Annotated in this window: 25 protein-coding genes; 16 read left to right on the forward strand and 9 right to left on the reverse strand. The window is 58.7% G+C overall.

Annotation, left to right across the window (positions count from 1 at the left end; genetic code table 11):
* The first annotated feature begins 20 nt into the window (after window positions 1-20).
* From ACA066_RS04775 to ACA066_RS04815, 9 genes are all read left to right on the forward strand, one after another.
* Window positions 21-1301 (forward strand): ATP-grasp domain-containing protein, encoded by a 1281-nt coding sequence (locus ACA066_RS04775; RefSeq protein ID WP_497698332.1) that lies wholly within the window; start codon window positions 21-23, stop codon window positions 1299-1301.
* Window positions 1302-1351: 50 nt separating this feature from the next.
* Window positions 1352-1849, forward strand: a complete 498-nt coding sequence (locus ACA066_RS04780; RefSeq protein WP_497698333.1) for a RidA family protein — start codon at window positions 1352-1354, stop codon at window positions 1847-1849.
* Window positions 1850-1931: 82 nt separating this feature from the next.
* Window positions 1932-2399 carry a cupin domain-containing protein gene (locus ACA066_RS04785; RefSeq protein ID WP_497698334.1) on the forward strand — a complete coding sequence of 156 codons (468 nt, stop codon included), beginning with the start codon at window positions 1932-1934 and terminating at the stop codon, window positions 2397-2399.
* A 209-nt stretch (window positions 2400-2608) separates the two neighbouring features.
* Window positions 2609-3253 carry a glutathione transferase gene (gene yfcF, locus ACA066_RS04790; protein WP_497698335.1) on the forward strand — a complete coding sequence of 215 codons (645 nt, stop codon included), beginning with the start codon at window positions 2609-2611 and terminating at the stop codon, window positions 3251-3253.
* 31 nt (window positions 3254-3284) lie between these two features.
* On the forward strand, window positions 3285-4625 hold the full coding sequence (locus ACA066_RS04795) for a KamA family radical SAM protein (protein WP_497698336.1): 1341 nt from the start codon (window positions 3285-3287) through the stop codon (window positions 4623-4625).
* A 24-nt stretch (window positions 4626-4649) separates the two neighbouring features.
* Window positions 4650-5522: a branched-chain amino acid aminotransferase gene (locus ACA066_RS04800; protein ID WP_497698337.1), complete on the forward strand. Its 873-nt coding sequence runs from the start codon at window positions 4650-4652 to the stop codon at window positions 5520-5522.
* A gap of 21 nt (window positions 5523-5543) precedes the next feature.
* Window positions 5544-6302: a TauD/TfdA family dioxygenase gene (locus tag ACA066_RS04805; RefSeq protein ID WP_497698338.1), complete on the forward strand. Its 759-nt coding sequence runs from the start codon at window positions 5544-5546 to the stop codon at window positions 6300-6302.
* 67 nt (window positions 6303-6369) lie between these two features.
* The gene (locus ACA066_RS04810) at window positions 6370-7329 is read left to right on the forward strand and encodes a diiron oxygenase (protein ID WP_497698339.1); all 960 of its coding nucleotides are present in this window, start codon (window positions 6370-6372) and stop codon (window positions 7327-7329) included.
* A gap of 14 nt (window positions 7330-7343) precedes the next feature.
* The gene (locus ACA066_RS04815) at window positions 7344-8144 is read left to right on the forward strand and encodes an N-acyl homoserine lactonase family protein (RefSeq protein ID WP_497698340.1); all 801 of its coding nucleotides are present in this window, start codon (window positions 7344-7346) and stop codon (window positions 8142-8144) included.
* A 110-nt stretch (window positions 8145-8254) separates the two neighbouring features.
* Here ACA066_RS04815 and ACA066_RS04820 read toward each other — a convergent pair whose 3' ends face one another.
* The 4 genes from ACA066_RS04820 to ACA066_RS04835 form a co-directional block, all read right to left on the reverse strand.
* Window positions 8255-9682 carry an aminotransferase-like domain-containing protein gene (locus ACA066_RS04820; protein ID WP_497698341.1) on the reverse strand — a complete coding sequence of 476 codons (1428 nt, stop codon included), beginning with the start codon at window positions 9680-9682 and terminating at the stop codon, window positions 8255-8257.
* A 219-nt stretch (window positions 9683-9901) separates the two neighbouring features.
* A complete protein-coding gene (locus ACA066_RS04825; protein WP_497698342.1) occupies window positions 9902-10606 on the reverse strand; it encodes a hypothetical protein in 705 nt (234 codons plus the stop codon).
* Window positions 10607-10707: 101 nt separating this feature from the next.
* On the reverse strand, window positions 10708-12225 hold the full coding sequence (locus ACA066_RS04830) for a sensor histidine kinase (protein ID WP_497698343.1): 1518 nt from the start codon (window positions 12223-12225) through the stop codon (window positions 10708-10710).
* Entirely contained in the window at window positions 12222-12938 is a 717-nt protein-coding gene (locus ACA066_RS04835; RefSeq protein WP_497698344.1) for a response regulator transcription factor, read from the reverse strand. The genes ACA066_RS04830 and ACA066_RS04835 overlap by 4 nt, the downstream gene beginning before the upstream one ends.
* 151 nt (window positions 12939-13089) lie before the next feature.
* On the opposite strand from ACA066_RS04835, the gene msrB reads away from it, so the two are divergent.
* From msrB to msrA, 3 genes are read left to right on the forward strand one after another with little or no spacing between them, the layout of a single operon-like run.
* Entirely contained in the window at window positions 13090-13608 is a 519-nt protein-coding gene (gene msrB, locus ACA066_RS04840; RefSeq protein ID WP_497698345.1) for a peptide-methionine (R)-S-oxide reductase MsrB, read from the forward strand.
* 31 nt (window positions 13609-13639) lie between these two features.
* On the forward strand, window positions 13640-15406 hold the full coding sequence (locus ACA066_RS04845; protein WP_497698346.1) for a cytochrome c biogenesis protein DipZ: 1767 nt from the start codon (window positions 13640-13642) through the stop codon (window positions 15404-15406).
* Window positions 15407-15437: 31 nt separating this feature from the next.
* Complete coding sequence (gene msrA, locus ACA066_RS04850; protein WP_497698347.1) at window positions 15438-16145, forward strand: peptide-methionine (S)-S-oxide reductase MsrA; 708 nt, start codon at window positions 15438-15440, stop codon at window positions 16143-16145.
* Between the two features lie 21 nt (window positions 16146-16166).
* On the opposite strand, the gene ACA066_RS04855 is transcribed toward msrA, so the two are convergent.
* On the reverse strand, window positions 16167-17180 hold the full coding sequence (locus ACA066_RS04855; protein ID WP_497698348.1) for a sensor domain-containing diguanylate cyclase: 1014 nt from the start codon (window positions 17178-17180) through the stop codon (window positions 16167-16169).
* Window positions 17181-17245: 65 nt separating this feature from the next.
* Entirely contained in the window at window positions 17246-18151 is a 906-nt protein-coding gene (locus ACA066_RS04860; protein WP_497698349.1) for a LysR family transcriptional regulator, read from the reverse strand.
* A gap of 102 nt (window positions 18152-18253) precedes the next feature.
* On the opposite strand from ACA066_RS04860, the gene ACA066_RS04865 reads away from it, so the two are divergent.
* Complete coding sequence (locus ACA066_RS04865; protein ID WP_497698350.1) at window positions 18254-19429, forward strand: aspartate aminotransferase family protein; 1176 nt, start codon at window positions 18254-18256, stop codon at window positions 19427-19429.
* A 22-nt stretch (window positions 19430-19451) separates the two neighbouring features.
* Here ACA066_RS04865 and ACA066_RS04870 read toward each other — a convergent pair whose 3' ends face one another.
* Both ACA066_RS04870 and ACA066_RS04875 read right to left on the reverse strand, forming a co-directional pair.
* On the reverse strand, window positions 19452-19952 hold the full coding sequence (locus tag ACA066_RS04870) for a P-loop NTPase family protein (RefSeq protein ID WP_497698351.1): 501 nt from the start codon (window positions 19950-19952) through the stop codon (window positions 19452-19454).
* Window positions 19953-19989: 37 nt separating this feature from the next.
* Entirely contained in the window at window positions 19990-21912 is a 1923-nt protein-coding gene (locus ACA066_RS04875; protein WP_497698352.1) for an alkaline phosphatase D family protein, read from the reverse strand.
* Between the two features lie 280 nt (window positions 21913-22192).
* On the opposite strand from ACA066_RS04875, the gene ACA066_RS04880 reads away from it, so the two are divergent.
* Entirely contained in the window at window positions 22193-22672 is a 480-nt protein-coding gene (locus tag ACA066_RS04880) for a hypothetical protein (protein WP_497698353.1), read from the forward strand.
* Between the two features lie 131 nt (window positions 22673-22803).
* Here the strand turns inward: ACA066_RS04880 and ACA066_RS04885 are convergent, their stop codons facing one another.
* On the reverse strand, window positions 22804-23364 hold the full coding sequence (locus ACA066_RS04885) for an NAD(P)H-dependent oxidoreductase (RefSeq protein WP_497698354.1): 561 nt from the start codon (window positions 23362-23364) through the stop codon (window positions 22804-22806).
* Window positions 23365-23455: 91 nt separating this feature from the next.
* Between ACA066_RS04885 and ACA066_RS04890 the strand changes: the two genes are divergently transcribed.
* Window positions 23456-24361, forward strand: a complete 906-nt coding sequence (locus ACA066_RS04890) for a LysR family transcriptional regulator (RefSeq protein WP_497698355.1) — start codon at window positions 23456-23458, stop codon at window positions 24359-24361.
* 45 nt (window positions 24362-24406) lie between these two features.
* Window positions 24407-24775 (forward strand): PH domain-containing protein, encoded by a 369-nt coding sequence (locus ACA066_RS04895; protein WP_497698356.1) that lies wholly within the window; start codon window positions 24407-24409, stop codon window positions 24773-24775.
* Window positions 24776-24823 lie beyond the last annotated feature (48 nt).

A 24823-nucleotide genomic window follows, 5' to 3' on the forward strand; every position in this document is an offset into this window, starting at 1 on the left:
CTCCACAGGTCGGAGGCTTCATGAACACCACGTCATGCGTAGTAGTGGTCGGGTACAACGGCAATCGGGTTCACGATATCCAGAAGCTGCGCGACCTCTGCAAGACGCTCTATAACGCCAGGCTGATCCTGGTGGTCGAGCAGATTCAAGCCGATGACGATCAGGTGGCGGATCACGTCTGCACGGCCTCGATGGCACCGCAGGACATCGCCGATTCCGTCGATCTGCTGGTCGGTTGCCTGAGTGCCGATTGCTGGAAGCTGATAGGCGTCCTGCCATTTTCCGACCGTGGTGTGTTGCTGGGTGCCGCGTTGGCCACGCATTTCGACCTGCCCGGCATTACCCCCGGCGAGGCGCGGGCGGGGTTGGATAAACAGATTTTTCGCAAGCTGGAAGCGGCCGCCGACACGGCGCCCGAGGATTACCGTCCGGTGTTTTCCGCACGTATCGAAAGCCTGGGCGAACTGCGTCAGCGGGTAGTCGAACTGGGCGGCAAAGCCTTCATCAAACCGGCCTGCGAAGGTGCGAGCAGAGGTTGCCGGGTCATCCATCATCCGTCCGAATGCGACGAGGCCTGGCAGGCGCTCAAGCCCTATCGCGAAGACGGCATCGTCCTCGAAGAGTTGATTCAGAACGCCTGGGAATACAGCTGGGATTACGTCGCGGGCAGCACTTGGGTCACCGAGAAAACCACCACCGAAGGCGCCTATCGCGCGGAAATCCAGCAAGTGGTGCCGGCACCTTTGGCGGCTGACGTACAGGCTCGCCTGGCGGCTGCCGGTCGGCACATGTCCGGATTGGTCTCGCTGGAAAACGGCGCCTATCACAACGAGATCTTCCTGCGCCGCGACGGCCTGACCTCGGCGGTGGAAACCAACATGCGCCCCGGCGGCATGCACATCTGGGACCTGGCGCGTCTGGCGTTTGTCGATTTCGATCCATGGGAACGCTGGGTCCGCTGGGCGGTGGAAGGCAAGGTCGACCATCACGACCCCGTTGCCCGTGGCTATTGCGGCATTCGCCTGCTCCGGGCGCCGGCCGGCGGTCTTTTGCGCTACGTGCCGGACATCGAGTCCCTCGCCCGGGAACTGAACATCGAGCTGGTCGAGGCGGTGTACGCCAAGCGCCTCAGTGATTCAGTCACCGCACTGGTGAAAGACAACACGTCGTTTATCGGCCACATCGTGTTGTTCAGCGAAGACTACGGGCAGCTCAGCGACAACCTGCTGCGTCTGGCAGAGGCGATCGAATCGCGCGTCGAAGTCACTTGCCTGGCTGTGCCGGCGAGAGCCGTGGGTTGAGCCTTCGGGATCAATGTTTCAAGCATTATTGGTTTAAGAGGGTTGAGTGAATGATTGAGCAAAAAATGTCGTGTGACGAACGTTTCATCGCCCTGGCGAAAGAACTCAACTACGACATCTACGGCGAGAACACCGTGGGCGGACGTTACGCACCGCTGGTTCGGCATCACGATGAAATCTACATCAGCGGTCTGGTGCCGCGCATGAGCGGCAAAATGCAATACCCGGGCAGGGTCGGGCTTGAGCTCAGCCTGACGGATGCACAAGCGGCCGCCAGCATCAGCACCATGCGCGGGCTGGCACTGATCGTTGATGCCATCGGTTCGCTGGACAAAATCAAGTCGTTGATACGGGTCACGGTTTACGTGAAGTGCACGGCGGACTTTGTTGATCTCAGTGAAGTTGCCAACGGCGCATCGGATGTCTTCAGTCATGTGTTGGGCGATGCGGGGAAACATACCCGAACCACTGTCGGCGTCTATCAATTACCTAAGAATGCCGCCGTGGAAGTTGACATGATTGTGGCGCTGCGGCCTTCGGTGTTGTGAGTGTTAGTTGGTCGGCTTTACAGTGATCGATTGTTCGCCTAGTGTCTGGTCACTCAAGTCGATAATAAGTCGGTGTGTGCGGATGAATAACATTCAAGGTGGGTTTTTTTCATATAAGGACTTTCGCCAGAGTTTGAACCAACCGCCGGTCAATGCCCGGGTATGGAAGGGTGATGAACTCACAGACATGCGTCAGAACCTCAAGGACAGCGAGGTCGATATTGTCGCGCTGGCTCACGACGACAGCACCGAAGGTTGCAAGTTGACGCCAGGGATGGCGGTGTCCATGCAATGGTTGAAACCGGGCACGACGCTGAATGGCCATGCGCATTCGTGGTGGCACCTGTTCATCATTCAGTCTGGCAACGGCGCGTTGACCCTGGGCGATGCCGATGCAGTGAACGTCAGCCCCGGCGACGTGTTGCTGGTGCCAGCCTGGACCCGGCACGGCTTCGTCAACACCAGCGCCACTGAACCGCTGGCCATGCTGAACATGAGCAACATGCCCCAAATGGCGCAGCTCTCCAGTGCGGCAGACGCCACGGTCTGACACGCTCAAGTTTCCCCTCTGTTACCCGCCAGGGAGTCCGCATTCGCAGACTCCCTTTTTTATTTCTGTTAAAGCCCTCCTGCCATTGCGTTTTTGAACTTCTGTATCCGTAGAAACAGGTAATTTCTGTATCTGTTCAGCGCTTAACCAACTAACTACGATCGTTTCCAATGCAACGGATTATTGTGGTTAAAGCAAGGGAGCGTTCTATGGATAGTACGAAGCTGAAACTGTATGTCGGGGCAGATTTTGTCAGTGCGTTTGCAATGTCTGCATGTGTGGCACTGAAGGAAAAACAACTTTCATTTGAACTTGTCACGCTTGACTTGAAAGCGCGCGAGAACTATCAGACGAGTTATCAAGATATCTCATTGACCTGCAAGATCCCCACGTTGGTTCACGAAGATTTCGCATTGTCGGAATCTTCGGCCATTGCCGAATATCTGGAAGAGATAGCGCCGGGGCATCCAAAACTGTTCCCGCTGGACCTCAAACAGCGCGCCCGCGCCCGTCAGCTCCAGGCCTGGTTGCGCAGTGATCTGCTGGTCATTCGCAAAGAGCGTCCGGCAGACCTCATTTACTTCGGCAAGAAAGAAACCCCGTTGTCGGATGAAGCCCAGGCAGCTGTCGGAAGACTGTTCTTTGTAGCCGACCGGTTGCTTCAGGAGGGGGCGGATCACCTGTTCGGAGACTGGAGCATTGCCGACACCGACCTCGCAATCATGCTCAACCGATTGCTCGCCAATGGCGATCGCGTTCCTCAGCGGCTCGCGGCCTATGTGCGCCGGCAATGGGATCGCGACAGCGTCCGGGCATGGATGGACATAGAGCGCGCAGCGCCGGCTATTCAGTAAAAACCGCCAGGCAATCACAAGGAGCGCTGCCATGCAGGGACTGTCGGAGCAGGAAAGATACAAACCCTATAACTCACGCACCATTCGCGACACGCCGTACTGGCAAAAACTGACGCCAGCGTTGCAGGAAGCCATGACCGTAGTGGCCCGGGTCATGCCGTTTCGCACCAATGAATATGTCCTCGGCACGCTGATCGACTGGAACAACATTCCGGATGACCCGATTTTCCGCATGACCTTCCCCCATAAGGACATGCTGTTGCCGGACGAGTACACGTCGCTTAAACAGTTGATCGAGCGCGATGACGCCGTCGCCATCAAGCGTCGGATCGAGGCCATCTGGCTGCGCATGAACCCGCATCCGGCCGGGCAACTGACACACAACGGCGCCACCCTCGACGGAAAAATCCTGCCGGGCATACAGCACAAGTACCGCGAGACCGTGCTGTTTTTCCCCGGTGCCGGTCAGACGTGTCACGCGTACTGCACGTTCTGTTTCCGCTGGGCGCAGTTCATCGGCGAGGAAGAACTCAAGTTCAACGCGCGTGAGTCCCAGGAGCTGGTGAATTACCTGCGGGTGCACACCGAGGTGACCGACGTGCTGATCACCGGTGGCGACCCGATGATCATGAACACCCGGTCGCTGGCGGGGTACATCGAGCCGCTGCTGGAATTGCCTCACCTCAAAAGCATCCGCATCGGCACCAAGTCCGTGGCGTATTGGCCGCAACGGTTTGTCAGCGACAAGGACGCGCCGGAACTGCTGGAGCTGTTTAAACGGATCGTTGCGGCGGGGAAACACCTGTCGGTCATGGGGCACTACAACCACCCGGTGGAGATCCGCCAGGACATCGCCCGTCAGGCCGTCGAACGCATTCGTTCCACCGGGGCGACCTTGCGCATGCAGGCGCCGGTGATCCGCCACATCAACGAAAACCCCGCCGATTGGGCCGCGCTCTGGACCGAGGGCGTGCGGCTGGGAGCGGTGCCTTATTACATGTTTGTCGAGCGCGATACCGGGCCGAGCCACTACTTCGCGATGCCGCTGGTGCGGGCGTTCGAGATTTTCCAGGCGGCTTACCGAACGGTGTCCGGGCTGGCGCGCACGGTGCGCGGGCCATCCATGAGCACGTTTTACGGGAAGGTGTTGATCAACGGCATCGAGACCGTGGCCGGGGAAAAAGTCTTCGTGTTGCAATTTCTTCAGGCTCGGGACCCGCAATGGGTATTGCGCACGTTCTATGCGCGATTCGATCCGCAAGCGACCTGGTTCGATGAGCTGCGACCGGCGTTTGGCGAGCGCTCGTTTTTCTTTCAGCCGGAGCCTGTTGCAGCGCCCGAATTGATACCGGTCCTGCTCGAAACGGCGTAGGACGATTCATCAGGAGATATGGATATGAGCGGCATCCCGTTTGATCAACGAGAAGGTTTTATCTGGCTCGACGGCGAGTTCGTCGAGTGGTCCGAGGCGCGCTTGCATGTGCTGACCCATGGTTTGCATTACGCGAGCACCGTGTACGAAGGGGAGCGTGTCTACAACGGAAAGATCTTCAAACTGCGTGAGCACAGCGAGCGGCTGTACCGCTCGGCGCAGTTGATGGATTTCGCGATTCCCTATGAGCTGGCCGAACTGGAAGCGGCCAGCCATGAACTGCTGCAACGCAACAACGTGGTCGACGGTTATCTGCGGCCGGTGGCGTGGCGCGGCAGTGAAATGATCTCGACCTCGGCCCGCTTCAACCGCGTGCACGTGGCGATCGCCTGCTGGCAATGGCCGAGTTACTTCGACCCGGCGGGGCACATGGGCGGCATTCGCTTGAAGACCGCCGAGTGGCGTCGGCCACCACCCAGCAGCAGCCCGTTCGAAGCCAAGGCGTCCGGGCATTACCAGATCGCCACACTCAGCAAACACGATGCGGAAAACAACGGCTATCACGATGCGCTGATGCTCGACTGGCGCGGCCACGTCGCCGAAGCCACCAGCGCCAACGTGTTCTTCGTCAAGGGCCGGACGCTGCACACGCCGCTGCCCGATTGTTTTCTCAATGGCATCACCCGCCAGACCGTTATCGAATTGGCCGGGGCGCTGGATTACCAGGTGGTCGAGCGCACGATTCTTCCTACGGAGTTTGGCGAATTCGATGAGTGTTTTCTGACGGGTACCGCCGCCGAAATCACCCCCGTGCAGAGCATCGACGAACAGCGCTATCGACCGGGCAACGCCTGTCGCGAATTCATTGCCGCTTACACCTCAACCGTTAACGCCTGATAAACCGCCAGGAACACCGCCATGTCAGATCAAGGGATTGTTGCGTCTACACCTTACGTTTCACTGGGCCACCGCCATGATGAATTGTCGTCCCGTGGCTGGACGGTGCTGACCCCAGCCGAATTTGCCTACGATGTCGTCGGCACGCTGCAGGCGTTCGGTCAGATCATCCCGCAATTCAACGGGCAGACGGCGTTCGCCATTACCCGCAAGCCGGGGTATGAAGCGTTGCCGTACTCCCAGAGCATGAACGGCATCGGCCCGCACACTGAAGCGCCGGTCTATGGGCCACCGCCGCGTTATCTGGCGCTGCATTGTCACCAACAGGCGACATGCGGTGGCGGGCATACGGGGCTGGTGGACGGGTATGAGCTCCTGAGGTTCCTGGAACGCACCGATCCCGAGTTGCGTGAATGGATCGACGACACGCCCGTAGAGTTCGTCGCCACCGCCAAACCGGGTGAGACGGCGCAAACCAGGGTCAAGGAGTACATCCTGACGCCTACAGAGGACGGGGACATTTTCCGCTTCAGCTACAACCAGTTTCACTATGGCGATGTGAATCCTTCCGAGGACGATTTGCAGCAATCGAAGGTGGCCAACAGTTCATCGCCACTGGCGAAATTCGCGGTGCTGGGCGAGGAATACTTCATTCGGAACAACACGCCGGTGCTGATTCCCGACGGCTGCATGCTGATTTGGGACAACTGGCGAATGATCCACGCCCGCAGTCGATACACTGACCCGGCGCGAAACCTGACCCGCTACTGGCTGGCCTGATTCATCCGTCGCTCACTATTCCATTGGCGTACCCCTCGGCGGGTACGCGTCCTACAGGTATCGCGTCATGCAAACAGCAATCGAGATCGCCAAGGTCGATCATCAACTGGTCGTGCGGCTCAACCAGGCCTGGACCAAAAGGGCCACGGTGTGTGCGCCGGACAAGGCCTCGGTCAGCGAAGCGTTCGATCCGGCACGCCCGGATTATCCGGAGTGCATGGTGCCGTTCTTCCATCACCCGAAATTCCAGGCCCTGAGCGACGAGCTCAAAAGCACCGTGGTGACCTGGGGCTGGATCGGCTACAACCTGCGTACGGTCACGGCCGAAGAGCACGTGGTGAACCCGGCGCTGAGCGTCATCGCCAATCAGTACCTGGGTAAAAACGACTGGCATTTTCGCGAGGCGATGCAGCAGACGTTGATCGACGAGCACTACCACACGCTCATGCACCTTCGCGCCATCGAGCGAACCAAAGAGGACCGCGCACTCGATCAGGATCTGGAGTTGCCGCCCTCGGTCACCTATCTGCGCCTTGTCGCGCTGCGCGAGGAGTTGCCCGAGCAATGGCAGCGCGACCTGGCGGCGATCACCTTTGCGGTGGTGGCCGAGATCAGCGTCAACGCTTACCTGGATCTGTTGGCCGACGATCAAACCATTCAGCCGCAAAACCGCCGCGTGGCAGAGCTGCATAACCGTGACGAATACGCCCACAGCAAGATTCTCGCTGAAGTGGCGAAGGTCATGTACGCGAACATGCAGCCGACTCAGCGGGTATTTTTCGCACAGACGTTGTCGGTGGCGCTGAGTGCCTTTGTCGCTCAGGACTACTCGATGTGGGAGGCGATCCTGACGCAGCTCGGCGTCGAGGAGGCTGCGCTGATCATTGCCGACACTCGGGAGAGCAACAAGAACGCCACGATCATGCGGGACTACAGCGGCCTGCATCGTCTGGCGCAGGATCTGGGGATTACCGACGAGATCGACTTCGACTTCCGTCCGACCCTCAAAGCGGCGGCCGTTGCCTGAATCAGGAGGTGAAAATGTCCGTTCCTGTGTACGAAGTGTTTGCCATCCGTGTCGGCGCCAATGCCCAGCGCACCGCCCGGGAGAACTTTCTTTACGACGCCTGCTGCGGTGATCCCAATGCGTCGATGCCACTGGATTACTACTTCTGGGTCATTCGCAACGAACAGCAGCTCATCGTGGTCGACACCTGTTTTCAACCGGCTACAGCGGATCGGCGCAACCGTCAGATGTATCGCCTGCCGGAAGAATCCCTACGCCAACTGGACATCGATCCGGCGCAGGTCGAGAACCTGATCCTCACCCATTTGCACTGGGATCACGCCGGCAACCTGGGGCTGTTTCCGAAAGCCACGGTGCATTTGCAGGAAGCGGAGTTGCGCTTCTGCACCGGGCCGAAAATGGCCCATCGCACGGTAAACAAAACCTACGAAGTCGAAGATGTGATGTCGGCACTGCCACCGCTGTTCGAAGGCCGGTTGCGCTTGCATACCGGTACGGTCGAGGTGATTCCCGGCGTGACTCTACATCCGGTGGGCGGCCACACGCCGGGTAGCCAGGTGGTGCGGGTGAACACCGAACGCGGGTGGATTGTCCTGGCGTCGGATGCTGCGCATTTGTGGGCGAACATTCGCCAGCGCAGCCCGTTTCCGATCCTGGATGATCTGGCGCAGACGCTGGAGGCGTTTAACCTGATCGACAGTTTGGCGGACGGTGAGGAGCACGTAATCCCCGGTCATGACCCGTTGATTGCCGAGCGCTTTCCCCATTGGAACGATGATCCACACATAATCTGCCTGCACCAAAACCCGGTCTGAACGCATTCCTTGTAGGAGCAAGGCTTGCCCGCGAAGAACGATAACGCGGTCATTCAGGAGAACCGCGTTATCGTTCTTCGCGGGCAAGCCTTGCTCCTACAGGTGACGTGTCAGCTTTGGTTTTTGAGGAGTTGGCCCAAGGTCGCCAGCGCCTCATCGATCCGCGGCGAATACGACGCCCCACACCCAATCCGCACAAAGTGGCCAAAGCGCTGGGTATTGGAAAAGATATCCCCAGGGGAAATCTGAATGCCCACTTTCAACGCCTCACGAAAAAGCGCCATGGACGAACAGTGTCGAGGCAGTTCCACCCACAGCAATGTGCCGCCCCGAGGGTCAGTCACGCAGGTGCCGGGTGGGAAGTAGCGGGTGATCGCGGCACTCATCTGTTGGCGTTGTTGCGTCAGGGTTTTCCTCAGACGACGCAGGTAACGCTCGTAGGACGGTGTTTTCATGAACGCACCTACCGCCAGTTGCGACAACGCCTCACAGCCGCGGGTCTGGGTGTGTTTGAGCATTTCCACGCGCTCGTGCCATTTCCCCGCGCTGATCCAGCCCAGGCGCAGGCCCGGTGCCAGGGTTTTGTTCAGCGAGGCGCAATAGATCACGTTGTCACTGCAGTCCCAGTGTTTGAGTGTGGACAACGGCTGCTCGGTATCCACCAGGTCACCATAGGTGTCATCTTCGATCAGCACGGTGCCGTGCTCGGCGCACAGTTGCACCAGCCGCGCCTTGTTGGCGTCGGGCATGATGCTGCCCAGCGGGTTTTGCAGGTTGGGAATGACGATCAGCGCCCGGATCCGCTCGGGACTTTGCAGCAGTTGTTCCAGTGCGAACAGATTGATGCCCGCGTGGGCCGTTGCCGGGACTTCGAGCACTCGCAGGTTCAGGCTTTCGAGAATTTGCAGCAGGCCGTAGAAGGTCGGCGACTCCACGGCCACGGTGTCACCGGGTTGGGTCACCGCACGCAAGGCAAGGTTGATTGCTTCGGTTGCGCCGTTGGTGATCACAATCTTCTCGGCAGTCAAATTGGCTTTGGCGGTCAGCGCCCGTCGCGCCAGGATATTGCGCAATGCGAGATTGCCGCAGGTCGAGCCTTGAACACCCAGCAAATGCTGGTCCTGACGCAGCGCCTTGATCATATGCTCCTGCATAATCTTCAACGGATAGAGCTCCGGCGCACAGTAGGCACTGGCGAAATTGACCTTGATCGTCGCACGCTGGCTGGCCTTGAGCACCGATGACACCTGCTCATGAATGCCGAGGTAGACGCCGGTGTCGGACGGCGGGGGAGCGGTCACGACAGGTTTGGGCAAGGTGTCCGGCTGGCGAATGTAGTTGCCGGAACGCGGGCGGGCTTCCAGGACGCCATAGTCCTCAAGCTCCCGGCAAACCTGCACGGCGGTCGACAGGCTGACGGCGTGTTTTTCCATCATCAGCCGAATGGAGGGAAACCGTTCACCGGTTTTCAAGGTGCCGCTGCGGATCGCGTCGAGGTAGTGGTTGGCTAACTGACGGTATAAAGGGGTCGAGTGCATGATGACCTCAGCAATCGCACCACTGAAGTCTTGGGCTGGAAAGTGAGTTGACGTTCCCCGCAGGCGGACCCGTGGTGCTCAAGGGTTAAGGGAAGTGTTTTCTGGCGTCGATACTGAGAGAGTAATCGGGCTTTTGCAGGAATCGCGGGCAATAAAAAGCCCCGCTCTAGGACGGGGCTTTTAGGTCAGTGGCGCCTGAAGCGCTGCTGATGGATCGTGTTACTGCGCGGCGATGCTGTAGCCATCGAATGCGGTTTGCTGCTGAAGCGCGGTAATGATGTTTTTGCGGTTGACCGCTTGTTCAGTCCCGGCGCTGTCCAGGAACGTCTCGCTTTCCAGCTCGGCTTCATCGCCCTCACCGACGAAAGTGAAGCCCAGGAATTCCAGCGCTTCACGGTCAACGTTCAGTCGCGAACGTGGTGTACGCAGCGGCAGGGTGACGCTCACGCCATCCTTGCTGATGGTAAACACTTCGACTTCTTTCTTGGCGCGGGCCGTTTTGCTCTTGCCGCTGGCCGGGTTGCTGATGGCTTGGTGCGTCTGGTTCAGTACCTTCAATGCCAGACCGTAGACGATTTCCTGAAACGCCGGATCGTCCTTGAAGCTGGAAAGAATGCGGCCGATCGAGAATTTGCTGCTCAGGTCTTCGAGGGCCGCGATGTCGGCGGCTTCGGCGTCCTTGAGTTGCTTGAGCTCGCCCATCAGTTCGTAGGCTTTGTCGTCGTCGAAGCGGTCGTGGGCCTGGCGAATCGCGGCGCGCAGCTCGCGGATCTGGTCGCTTTCACGAGTGGACTGGAAAGCGTCCAGAACCATCTCGCTGATGCTCTTGGCCTGGGGCACGTGCTGTGAAAGATTGATGGAGTTTTCGTATTCCGCTTTGGACGACAAGGTGACTACGGATTCAGCGGTATTGGAATCGGACATTGAAATTTCACTACTTCTTTAAACTTGGGTTGAGGCGAGAAAGCGCTGGGCCTTTTCAGGCCGCCTAATCTATTGGACCGAGGCGGCGTTGTCACGAATTCCTATTTTCCCGGCGAATTCAGATTCATCGACCGCACCGCCCATTGCTCTGCGGTCTGTTGATCGACCGGCAACGTGAAGCGAAAGGTCGCGCCACGTCCAGGCACATCGATCAACTGGATATCGCGACCGTGCAGTTGCAGGATCCGATGCACGATTCTCAGCCCGAGTCCGCCATCGCGTCGTGCACCGCCAATGTTGAACGGGCGCAGGAACAACCCTTCGCGCAGTTCAGGCGCGATGCCGGGGCCAGTGTCGCTGACGGTGACTTCGATAAACGGTCCTTGCGGGCGCAGGCTCAGTTCGATGTTCCCACCTGGAGGGGTATGACGCAGGGCATTGTCGAACAGGTTGGTGAGGACCCGTTCGATCAACCCCAGGTCGGCGCAGGCCGCTGCCACGTTGGGGGCGAAGCTGGCCTTGAGTTCGACCTGGCGCGCCTCGGCGGTCAGTTCGAATTTCTGGAAGATGTCCTGCACCAGGTCGGTCAGGGAGAAACGCTCCAGCACGGGCTGCACAAAACCGTGTTCCAGGCGCACCAGTTCCAGCAACGATTGCGCCAGGCCGCCGACCTTGCGGCTTTGGTCCAGAGCGATGCCCAGGTAGCGGCGACGGTCGGCGGGGGACAGCGTGGCGTCCTTGAGCGACAGGGTTTCCAGATAGCCATGCAGCGACGCCAAAGGCGTACGCAGGTCGTGGGAAATGTTCGCCACCAGTTCGCGGCGTTCCTGATCCTGACGGGTCAGCGAGCGCCATTGTTCGCTGAGGCGCGCCTGCATCTGCCGGAAGGTGGCGTCGAGGATGGCGATTTCGTCGTGGCTGGCGGTTTTTTCCGCCGGCGCTGGCGCGGGTGGCGTCGCCGGGACACCATCAATGTCAAACTGGCTGACGGTTTCGGTCAAACGGCGCAACGGCCGGGTGATCAGCGCAAATGCTGTGAGACCGGCGATCAGGCAGAGCAATGCCACCAGTCCGATAGACAGCAGAGCCGTGTTGAGGGCTGCGCTGGTGGCGCCCTGTTCCGCCAGGCGGTCGTGGTCTTCGCCGAGCAACACCACGTAAAGATAACCAACAGGCTTACCGTCGACCTTCAGCGGTGCCGCGCTGAACACCTTGCGCGCATCGACGCTGCGTGGGTCGTCGCCGAGAATCGGCAGGGCATCACCCTTGAGCAGGCGCTGGATGGGCGCAAGGTCGACCCGTTCCCGGTGAATCCGGCCTTCGGGCGCCGCGCTGCCGACAATCCTGCCCCCGATGTCGAGCAGATAGACCTCGACACTGGGATTGACCAGCATCAGCTTGCTGAACAGGTCACGCACGGCATCGGGCATCAGGCCCTGGGTGTCCATCAGCACCGTGTCGCGGGCGATATGTTGGGCCAGATCCCGCGACAGTCCTTGCACCACTTCCTGTTCATGCATCTGGTTGGAACGCACCTGCATCCAGGCCGAGGTGCCGCAGCACACCAGCAACAGCACGGCAAAAACCAGAGACAGCCGTTGCGTCAGGGTCAGCCTCATGGCTGGTCCTCCCTTGCCGCGAATTTGTAGCCACGGCCCCACACCGTGAGGATGCGCACCGGTTGTGCGGGATCGGCCTCGATCTTTGCCCGCAGGCGGTTGATGTGGGTATTGACCGTGTGCTCGTAGCCTTCATGGCTGTAACCCCACACGGCATTGAGCAGGTCCATGCGCGAGAACACTTTGCCGGGCTGGCGGGCGAAGAAATACAGCAGGTCGAATTCCCGAGGCGTGAGGTCGAGGCGCCGACCGTCAAGGGACACCTCGCGGGTGATCGGGTCGATGGAGAGGCCGTCGATGATCAGGCTGCCGGCGTCCATTTTCAGGTTGCGCGCCATGGCGTCGACCCGTCGCAGCAGCGCCTTGACTCGGGCGACCAGCTCGAGCATGGAAAAAGGTTTGGCCAGGTAATCATCGGCGCCGAGTTCCAGGCCCAGTATCCGATGCACTTCGCTGGAACGCGCACTGGTGATGATGATCGGGGTATAGCGGGCCATGGCACGGGCGCGGCGGCAGATTTCCAGGCCGTCGACGCCCGGCAGCATCAGGTCGAGGATCAGCGCGTCCCAGCTTCCTTGCTGCAGCAATCGCATGCCTTCATCGCCATCGGCGCAGTGCACCACCTCGAACTGCTCATCGCGCAGATGCAGGCAGATAAGGTCGGCGATATGCAGGTCGTCCTCGACCACGAGGACGCGTTTGGTCGGTTCCATCAAGCTCAATCCTTCGGCGCAATGAGCGCATTGTGCGGGTTTTCCAATGCCAGAGTTATCACGAATTGTTTAACTTCCCGTGAGGATTTGGCGATCAACCCAAGCCTAGGCTGTGTTCCATGAAAGGCACTTTGGATTTTTGGAGACGGCCATGTTTTCACGGCGACAATTTCTACTGGCGAGCGGCGGGCTGGGGGCTGCAGCCCTGGTGATCGGTGTATTGCCAAAATTTGCCGCCCGTTCCGCACTGGTCAATGAGGCCAGTGCCGAGGAGGTTTTCGAGGTGACCCACAGCGACAGCGAATGGCGCGCCCTGCTAAGCGCCGAGCAGTACGAAATCCTGCGCGAGGAGGGCACCGAACGGGCTTACAGCAGTGCGCTGAACAACGAGCACCGTGACGGCACCTTTGCCTGTGCCGGTTGCGACCTGCCGCTGTTCTCCTCTTCAACCAAGTTCGACAGTCGCACCGGTTGGCCGAGTTTCTGGGCCCCGCTGGAAAAGGCCGTGGCGACCCGTCAGGACCGTTCCTTCGGGGTGCTGCGCGAAGAGGTTCACTGTCGGCGTTGCGGCGGTCATCTGGGGCATGTTTTCGATGACGGGCCCAAGCCCACCGGTTTGCGTTACTGCATGAACGGTCTGGCGATGACCTTCAAGCCACAGGCGGCTTAACCCTCTCTTTCACTTCATGCAGGTCGACACTATGTGGCTTCTGGTCCTCGCTTATCTCGGTGGTGTGCTGACGATCGTCAGCCCGTGCATTCTGCCGGTACTGCCATTTGTCTTCGCTCGCACCGGGCAGCCGTTCATGAAGAGCAGCTTGCCGCTGCTGGCGGGGATGGCGCTGACCTTCGCGCTGGTCGCCTCGTTGGCGGCGGTGGGTGGCGGCTGGGTGGTGCAACTCAATCAGTACGGGCGCTGGCTCGCGTTGGTGTTTGTTGCTCTGTTCGGCTTGACGTTGTTGCTGCCGCAACTGGCTGAGCGCCTGACGCGTCCGCTGGTGGCGGCTGGCAGTCGTTTGTCGGAAGCCGCCGGTGCCGATTCGCGGCCGCGTCCCGGTGCTTCGTTCCTGATCGGTGTTGCCACGGGTCTGCTCTGGGCGCCGTGTGCCGGGCCGATTCTGGGCCTGGTACTGACCGGCGCCGCACTGCAAGGGGCAAGCATCGCAACCACCCTGTTGCTGCTGGCCTACGCCGCCGGTGCCGCCACTTCCCTCGCGGTGGCGTTGCTGTTGGGCGGTAAAGTATTCGCTGCAATGAAGCGTTCCATCGGTGCTGGCGAGTGGGTCCGTCGAGGCTTGGGTGCTGCAATGCTGGCGGGTGTGGCGGCGATTGCCCTGGGGCTCGATACCGGGATTCTGGCGCGGGTTTCGACGGCGTCCACGGGCGGTATCGAACAGGCGCTGGTTGGACGGTTGGCCAGGTCTCCAAATGAAAGCGGGGCAATGATGGCGCGTGATCCCGGTGGTGCAATGAAAGCAGCTGACCAAAAGCCGGGTGCGCTGCCGATCGAAGGTAACCTTCCGCCGCTGGACGGCGCTGTGCAATGGCTCAACTCACCCCCTCTCACCGCTCAGGCGTTGAAGGGCAAAGTGGTGCTGGTGGATTTCTGGACCTACTCCTGCATCAACTGCCTGCGCACGCTGCCCTATGTGAAGGCATGGGCCGAAAAGTATCGTGATCAGGGCCTGGTGGTAATCGGCGTCCATGCGCCCGAATTCGCTTTCGAACGGAATGTAGGCAACGTCACCAAAGCCATGAAGGACCTGGGCATTACCTACCCGGTGGCAATCGATAACGACTACAAGATCTGGCGTGCTTTCAACAACGAATACTGGCCCGCTCACTATTTTGCCGACGCTCAGGGGCGCATTCGTTATCACCACTTTGGCGAAGGCGATTACGCCGAGTCGGAGCGGGTGATCCAGCAATTGCTGCGTGAGGCGGGCGCCGCCAAGGTGGCCGACGGCTTGATCAATGCCAATGCCGAGGGTGTTCAACTCGCGCCGGACATGAACGAAGTGCAGTCACCGGAAACCTATGTCGGCTACCAGCGCTCGGAGCATTTCGTCCCCGAAACCAGTCTGGTTCCCGACAAGTCGACGACCTACAACCCACCGTCGCAACTGGCCCTGAATGACTGGAGCCTGGGCGGCCAGTGGACTGTCGGTTCGGAGCGGGCCACATCAAGCGCGCCGGCCAGTCGCATCGTTTACCGCTTCCATGCTCGCGATTTGCACTTGGTATTGGGGCCTGCCGCCGATGGCAAACCGGTGCGCTTCAAAGTCCTGATTGACGGAAAAGCCCCCGGTGATGCCCACGGTACGGACGTCGCACCCGATGGCAGCGGCAGCGTGACCGAGCAACGTTTGTATCAACTGGTGCGCCAACCCGGCGGTGTCACGGATCGAACCTTCAGCATCGAATTTCTCGATCCGGGCGTCTCGGCGTATGCCTTTACGTTCGGTTGATGGCCCCCTTTATTTCTCAGGAGTCAGCCTCATGAAAACCCTGTTTACCTGGCGCCGCACCCTGTTGGGACTGGCTGCCGCAGGCATCATCGGTCAATGCTCGGCCTTCTCTTTCGGTGCTGCCGAAGAAGCGGTCATCATTCCCCCACCGGCCCTCGACGAAACCACCCAGGCCCACAGCGAAACAGCGGTTTTCGCCGGCGGTTGCTTCTGGGGCGTGCAAGGGGTGTTTCAGCATGTCAAAGGTGTGAAGAACGCGATCTCCGGATACGCCGGCGGTGCCGCCAACACCGCTCGATACGAACGAGTCAGCGACGGCGATACCGGTCACGCAGAATCTGTCGAGGTCACCTTCGACCCCACTCAGGTCAGCTACGGCACCTTGTTGCAGATCTACTTTTCCGTCGCGCACAACCCGACCGAACTCAATCGTCAGGGACCTGACCGCGGTACTCAGTACCGGTCGGCGATTTTTCCTGCAAACAGCGAACAGCAGCGTGTCGCCCAGGCCTACATTGCCCAGCTAGATGCCGCCAAATTATTCAACAAACCGATCGTCACCAAACTGGAAACCTATAACGGTTTCTACCCGGCGGAGGAGGAACATCAGGACTTTCTGACCGAGCATCCGACTTACCCGTACATCGTGATCAACGATCTACCGAAAGTAGCGCAGCTCAAACAGCTGTATCCGGAGCGCTATCAGGAAAAACCGGTGCTGGTGAAGTCGGGGATGTGAGAGGAGGGGCGAGCACGATGCTCACCCCGAAATCACATTCTTGCCTGCCACCTTCGACCGATACAACGCCTGATCAGCCCTGGCCAGCAGCCCGGTTTGTTGTTCTTCGTCAAAGCGCTGAACCACACCAAAACTGAGGGTCAGTTGAAAGTCTCCCACCGGAGGCAAGTCGGCGAGGCTATGGCGGATGGTTTCGGCAAGGGTTCTGGCGTAGGCCAGCGAGGTGTTGGGCAGGACCATGATGAACTCATCACCGCCCCAACGCGCCAGCAAATCGCCCTTGCGGACGCAGCGCTTCACACTCTCGACCACCTGCACCAATGCGGCATCACCCAACGCATGACCGTAGTGATCGTTGATGTTCTTGAAGTCGTCGATGTCCATGGCAATCAGCGACAGTGGCTGTCGAAAGCGCTGGGCGCGGTCACATTCCTGGGGGAGGGTTTTACTCAAGCGATGTCGATTGGCGATTGAGGTCAGCGCATCGGTTTCCGCCAGTTTGCGGTTTTCTTCGAGTTGGATCTGCAACTGCTGGTTGACCCGGGATAACTCTCGAGTGCGTTCTTCGACGATGGCTTCGAGGGATTGATTCCTTAGTTCAAGCGCTTCGAGCAGGAGTTTCTTGTCTTCAATGCTGCGGTGCGCACCGACCATGCGCGCGACCGAACCGTCGGCATTGCGTGCAAGCACGTGGCCACGGTCTTCGATCCAGATATAGCGCCCGTCCTGTGTGCGACAGCGATACTCGGCCTGATAACCGGGAGCTCGTTGGCTCAGGTAGTCGTCAAACAGGGCCATGACCCGCGGGTAATCGTCGGGGTGCATCACGTTTTCCCAGGTCAACACCGTGTTGTCGAGGGAGTGAGGTGCATAGCCAAGCATTTCGTACCAGCCGGGGTTGCGGTAAACGAACCCGGTATTGGCGTTCCAGTCCCAGATGCCGTCACTGACCAGTTCCATAACGGTGTGCAGCATGTTTTCGTTCAAATCGGACAGATTGAACTTCAACGCTTCGATATCCGAGGCTCCACCCATCGCCGCTCTCCCTGACCAAAGTGACCCGTCAGTCGAGGAGATTAGTCGATGGCGCCGCCAGCCCGCTAGTGCTTGCCCCACATCCGCATCGCGAAGTCGACGAAACTGCGCAGTTTTGGCAAACGGTAGCGATCCTGAGCGTACATCAGGCTCATCGGCCGGTTCGGCGGCAGGTAATCCGGCATCACAGCCACCAGTTTTCCGTCCTTGAGGTCTTGGTCCACCAATGCGTCGGGCAACAGCACGATGCCCATGCCGGTGCGTGCCGCTTGATGCAATCCTGCGGAGCTGTTGATCAGCATGGGTCCACTGACCGCCACAGTCACCTCGCCTTCGGCCCCGGTCAGGCGCCATTCCTTTTCCACTGAGTGCCAGTCATCGCCCGCCGGGTAGGCAAAGGACAGGCAATCGTGGTGTCGCAGGTCATCAGGTTTCTCAGGGTTACCTCGGCGCATCAGGTAGCTCGGTGATGCGCACATGGTCAGCGTGTAGTCCTCGAGTGGGCGGGCGATCAGGTTGGTCTGTTCCATGTTGCCCAGCCGAAACGCCACGTCGAAACCGTTTTCGAGCAGATCCGGACGTCGGTTGGTGAGGACCACGTCCAGTTTGACTCGTGGACAAAGCAGGGCGAATTCGCTCAGCGCGGGTGCGAGTTTTTCGGTGCCGAACGTCAGCGGCGCGGTGAGGCGCAGGGTGCCGCTCGGCTCGTCGAGGGCTTGTTCGGCCAGGCGTTCGGAATCGGCCACCAGCCCCAGTACTTCGAGGCAGCGTTGATAATACGCGGTGCCAAATTCCGTCAGCCGCTGGCGCCGCGTCGTACGGTTGAGCAAGCGCACACCCAGGCGTTGCTCCAGTGCCCGCAGGTGATTGCCCACCATGGTGGTCGACATTTCGCACTGAAAAGCGGCAGCGGTCATGCTGCCGGATTCCACCACTCTTACGTAAACGGTCATTGCCTGGAACAGATCCATTATCAAGCCTGACTTTAAAATGATTGAAGTTTTGCAGCGTTTATCCAGCTCTGGTGGATAACCATACTGCAAAAACACCGACTATTGATGGAGCTTGATGTCATGACCGCCGCCTGCCTGATGAGCACTTACCAACCACTGGCCTTGAGTTTCACTAAAGGCCTGGGCACACGCCTGTGGGATCAGGCCGGTCGTGAATACCTGGATGCGGTGGCGGGCGTGGCGGTGACCAATGTCGGCCACTCCCACCCCAGAATTGTCTCCGCCATCAGCGAACAGGCGGGGCTGTTGTTGCACACCTCTAACCTCTACAGCATCGACTGGCAGCAGCGGCTGGCGCAGAAACTGACCCGGTTGGCGGGCATGGAGCGGGCGTTCTTCAACAACTCCGGTGCCGAAGCCAACGAGACCGCGCTGAAACTGGCGCGGCTGCATGGCTGGCACAAAGGCATCGAGCACCCTTTGGTGGTCGTCATGGAAAACGCGTTCCATGGTCGGACGCTCGGCACGTTGTCCGCCAGCGATGGCCCGGCGGTGCGCCTGGGTTTCAATGACCTGCCGGGGGATTTCGTCAAAGTCCCGTTCGGCGATCTCAACGCGCTGGACAAGGTGCAACAGGCCCACGGCCCGCGCATTGTGGCGATCCTGATGGAACCGATTCAGGGAGAAAGCGGTGTGCAACTGGCCCCGCCGGGTTACCTCAAAGCCGTGCGTGAACTGTGCAACCGGCGCGGATGGCTGATGATGCTCGACGAAATCCAGACCGGCATCGGTCGCACCGGCCAGTGGTTCGCGTTCCAGCACGAAGGCATCATTCCGGACGTCATGACGTTGGCCAAAGGCCTAGGTAATGGCGTCCCCATCGGCGCCTGCCTGGCCCGAGGCAAAGCCGCCGACCTCTTCACCCCCGGCAGCCACGGCAGCACCTTCGGCGGTAATCCATTGGCGTGTCGTGTGGGTTGCACGGTGCTGGATATCATCGAAGAACAGGGCTTGCTGGAAAACGCCAAAGTGCAGGGCGAACGCTTGCTCGACAGATTGCGCATAGAGCTGGCCGATGACCCGAACGTGCTAGCCATCCGTGGCCAGGGCTTGATGATCGGCATCGAACTCAAGCAACCGATTCGCGACCTGACCCTGATCGCCGCCCGGGATCACGGTTTGTTGATCAACGTGACACGGGGTAAGACTATCCGGTTGCTGCCGCCGCTGACGATTGATGAGCGGGAGGTGGAGATGATTGTCAGAGGGGTTTGTAGGGCGGTGGGTGCGGCCTGACCTTTCTCGGTAATCGGGGAAATTAGTTGGTTTGTATCAGTGCGTTCGCGAATGCGGCGATTTCGCTTCGATCCATGAGTTTGATTTTTGAACCGCTGAACGTTTCGAACAATCGCTGATGCGTAAAAAAACCACTGGAGTCTTCGCGGGCACGATAACTGCCGGCCCACGCCAGCAGCGCCACTAACAACTCGTCATCGTCCGGTTTGTGTTCTCGCTGGCGAATATTGGCGACGCAATGTTCATCATCAACACACAACCAGATCAACGCTGTTGCGCGGTGGATAGTTTCGCTGACGATCCAGCCGTAAACACCTTCGATCACCCAGAACTCTTCATCTGCCGCGATCCGCGCCATGCCCAATGCTTCAGCGCGTGGACGGGCGATGCTGTGTTCGTCGGATAGCCAGTGGATCGAATCGAGATCGATCCATGGTGATTGTAGATGTCCAGCCAACCGCTCGGCCAGCCAGCTTTTGCCCGAGCCGGAGTTGCCGATAATCAGTGTTCGAGCGAGATTCATATCCAGTGGCCTGCGTTAACGCACTGTGGGAGTACCGTCAATCCTCAGCCTCAGGCGCCACCATCCGCGTCTTCGGCGAACCATCCGAGTTGTGTTGAAAAATTTCCTGCGGCTGTCCTTTCTCATTAAAGAACACCTGCCCGATCCCCGCCGAATTCCACAACCGTTCACCCGCCTCGGCATGCTCCGGAACGTGCGGCACGATGCGCATCCGTCGGCGTTTGGTCAGCCAGTTCAGCGGCGAGCGCGGGGAATACAGCCAGCGATTGAGTCGGTCGAACCATTCAAGCAGCGCCGGTGGAAATTCGTTCTTGATGCCGCTGCTGGTGATCTGCCAAATCCTCGGGCCGGCCTTGCGGTGTCGGATCAAGACTTCGTAGACGAAGGAATAATGCACATCACCCGACAGCACCACGTAGTTACCCGGTGTACGCGAGTGTCGGAAAATGTTCAGGATTACCTGCGCCGCACCGCGATGGGCCATCCAGTTTTCGGCGTCCACCAGCAGTGGATAACCGAACCAGCTGAACACCCGTTGCACGGTTTCTATCAGCTTCACGCCGAACACCGGTGCCGGCGAAACGATGATCGCCGAAGGGTGATCCAGCAATTCCTGTTGCAACTCACTCAGGGCTTCCCAATCCAGAAGCCCCGAGGGCTGCTTGAGCGTCATCTCACTGCGCCAGCGCCGGGTGCGGGTGTCGAGCACCACCATCGCCGGGCTGGTCGGCAGTACGTAATGCCAGTGCTGAAACTTCAGCAGCTCATCGATCAAGGCATCCTGCACCGGACTGTCGAGATAGCCATCGTCCCCGGTCAGGCTAAAACCATCAGTCTTCTCCAGCACCGCGCCGAACGCATCCGGATTATTGCCCCAGCCCTGACACAGCATATAAGCGATCAGCGCATTGCCGATGATGCGCTTGGAGAACGGGTGGCCGTAGGCCGTTTCCTCCCATTGCGCGGAAAGGTTCCAGTCATCGGTAATATCGTGGTCGTCGAAGATCATCAGGCACGGCAAATGCGCGAAGGCCCGTGCGACACCGCCAAGGCCAGCCTTGAAACCATCGATGCGCGTCTGCTCCAGCGCATAACGCTCGCGTCGTTCGGGAATCAATTTCGGCGGTTTGGGCGCGATCAGCGTCCAGGGTGTCGGCGACCACACCAGCAGGTACATGGCCATGACTTCAGCGAACGTCACCAGATGATTGTCGGCACTGCTGCTGGTGAAAATCGGCTTACGCGCACCGCCGAAAAATCGCTCGCGCAGGGTTTCATTGCTCTGCAACGCCGGTAACAAATCCGCACGGTGGTAGTAGCTGGCCGAGTGCTCGTAGAGCTTGGCGCTGTCGCTGACCACGGCGCCTTCGAGGTGTTCGCCGAACAGTCCCAAACGCGCGATCAAGGCATGGATGGCCCGCAGCATCGGCCCCGCGACATCGTCGGCGTACACCTGATCGCCACTCATCATTAGCAGCGCCGGGCGTTCTGTTGCTTCGTGCTCTGACGCCAGCAAGCGATCAACGCAAAGCAAACCGTCAGCGGCGGGATGGTGCGGTTTGCGACAGGAGCCATGAAGCAACTGGTCGATCCTGGAACGCAAAACAAAATTCGGACAGCGTGCTTCGCCATACAGCAGATGCGGCGCCCATTCGGCGATGCCCATTGCGGCTTCATCAATCAGCAGGTCGTACTCGATCAGCGTGTCGCAGGGCAGGGCGGCGTCTAGTGGCACATCGATCAAATGGATGAACGCATGAGTACCGACCGGGATGATCGTGCATAGCCCGGCGTCGAGGCGGATGTCGCCAACACCTTGTAGACGCAACGTCAGCGACAACGCCCGGGTTCCTACGAGCCACAGCACCAGCCGTGTCGGCTCCAGGCGCCGCAGCATTGGGCCGACGAGGACGGGTGGCAATGGGGTTTGGTGGTCAGGCAATGGCAACGGTACGGACATCCGGGGTCAAGGCTCTTGGCGCATAGGGTGGTGATGATAACGCAGGTGGTTACGGTTGCCTGTTAAGCATTGTGCGTCTTGTACTCTGTGGGACGGGTATGCCCAGATCGAATCGAATAAATTTGAAATAGACTGAACTAGATGGTGAACAAAGCTTAAGAAAAGAGCGAAAATTGATAGATTGGAAATATGTTTGATTTTAGGCTTTGAATCGGTGCTGAACTGGATTTTAGTTTTGAAAAAGTATTAATTTTCATAATGGTTTTCGAGGTGGTTGAAAATGGGTATATCAGGCATTAATATTTCGTCGCCTTCAGTAGTGGTTGCTAATAAAGAAGCTGAATACTCTAATAAAGTGTTCAGTCTAGTTTCTAAATTGGAAACAGTTCAACAAAGCGTATCAAAATTAATCGTGAATTTTAAGAGTGAACACCTGTCCGACTCCGAGAAAACCTCTTTTATAAAGGACTCCGTCCCGCAGCTTGAAAGATTGGCTAATGGGATAGCGTCGATAGGCGCGCATAAATTCAGTTTACAAAGCGGCACTTATAAAAATTCCGAAGTTTATACTCGTGGATTGGACTCTATGTCCAATAAAATAAAGGCAAGTTACGATGAGCTGAAAACACTAAGTAATACTTGTGCGGCGAGCTTGTCTGTCGATTCAAAATGGGCTGAAATACCAGCTCAAGAATTTAATGCATCTAAAGCTGAGGCAGGTAAAGAAAAATCAGTTGGTTTTACTTGGTGGACGAAGTAGTAAGTTAAAGTAGGCTGCTTGGTGATCGCAAGATCACCAAGTTTTTCGAAATTGATATGCCGTTACAATGGATTAATCATGCATAATAATTTATGCCCTTTGCATTCGCCGATAGCCCCTCACTCCTGAACTTAATCAGCTTGCGAAACTTCGGTACGCTGAAATCGTTCGATGCTCGCCCGATACCGACTGGCGATCACATCCAGCTCCACCCCCGACAATTTGTTCGCCCGATAAACCAGAAACGGTTCGGTCCAGGCCCATTGGCACCGGTGCGCCGTCGCGCGTAATGGCTGCAACAATTGCTCAAGCGGAAACAGGTTACCCCCGTTTTCGCTGTAAGCCTCAGGCGTGTTACCAGCAGTGGCCGCGATCATGATCGGCATCCCCCCGAGCCTGCGACCCTCGGTTTCATAAGCGATGTAATACATCCGCGTCAGCACACTGTCCTGCCAGGTCTTGAGCAGAGCCGGTGTCGAGTACCACTGCACGGGAAATTGCAGCACCAGCCGTTTCGCCGACAACAAACGTTGTATTTCCAGCGCCGTGTCCACTTGGTCGCTCGGGTAAACCCCGTACAGATCGACGACGGTGATCCCCGGCATATCCTTCACCGCCTCCAGCATTGAACGGTTGGCTCGGGATCCGCTCAAGTCAGGATGAAAACTCAAAATCAGGGTGGTGTCGTTCATGGCTTCGCCGGTTCAAGTGAAGGGAGCCACAGCGTGCCAGCGTGTTGTACATTGTTCCAATGGATGGTTTGTCTAGTTAGGTATTGATTCAATGAATCTACGTTCGGTGGACCTCAACCTGTTGACCGTGCTCGATGCGTTGCTCGACGAAGCCCACGTCTCCCGCGCCGCCGAGCGCGTCGGCCTGTCGCAACCGGCGGCGTCCAATGCGTTGGAGCGTTGCCGGCATCTGTTCCAGGATCGCTTGCTTGAACGCGTGCCGGGGGGCATGCAACTGACTCCAAAAGCGCAGGCCTTGCGCGGCCCGTTGAAGCAGATTTTGGGTTCGGTCAGCACACTGGTCGGCGCCGCCAGTGCCGAGCTGAGCACTTTGCGCCAGACCGTGCGCATCGTCATGGCCGACTTCCCGGCGATCGTCATCGCCCAGCGATTGCAGCAACGATTGGCGGAACTGGCGCCGGGCATCGACCTGGTGATCCAACCGTGGCAGGGCGGTGAGGCGGCTCAGGAAAGCTTGAGTCGCGGCCAAAGCGATCTGGCCATGTCGGTGTTCCCGCCCCTCGGACCGGACTTCACCCGGCGCTTGCTGTTGCACGAACATTTCGTGGTGGCGATGCGAACCGGGCATCCGGCACTCGCGGACTTTGATCTCGACCGCTGGTTGAGTTATCCACACGTGCTGGTGTCCGGGCGCGGCGCAACCTGGGGCCCGCTCGATGAACAGTTGAAGGGCCAAGGGCTTGCGCGGCGAATCGGTATTGTCGTGCCGAGCTTTGTCATGGTTCCGGATCTGCTGCTGGGCTCGGACCTGATTGCGATGCTGCCCAGTCAGTGCCTGTCGATGCCGATGGCCAAGGCGCTGCACACTGTGGAACCGCCGATTGAGGTGGAGGGGTTTGCGTTGCATCTGGCCTGGCATAAACGGCGCGATGAGGACGTGGCGGTGCAATGTGTGGCGCGGGTGTTGGAGGAGGTGATAGGTGTTAGCGGAGATTGATGCCGTATATGTTCGTCAAACTTTTTCAAGAACAGGGACTAGCAGATGATTGATTTCAACAACAAAGGCTTCTTCAAACTCAAGCAAAACGAAGAGTACGCCGAGCGCGTCAGCGCACTGCTACTGGAAGGGGAGCAAGTCATCGATTCCTACAAATCCATGCGCGACGGCGTTGTGTTTACCAACAAACGCATCATCGCGGTCAACGTGCAGGGCCTCACCGGCAGCAAGAAAGACTTCACTTCGTTGCCGTATAAAAACATCGTCGCGTACTCGGTGGAAACGTCCGGTACGTTTGACCTGGATTCCGAGTTGGAGATTTATTTTTCGTCATTGGGGAAGGTGAAGTTCGAGTTCACCGGCAGGACTTCGATGGTGGAAATCTCGAAGCTGATCTCTCAGCATTTGCTTTGAGCTGATTATTGATTCACATAAGTGAACCTCCAGACGATCGAAAACGTG

It is taken from the genome of Pseudomonas sp. LBUM1651 (assembly GCF_059716135.1).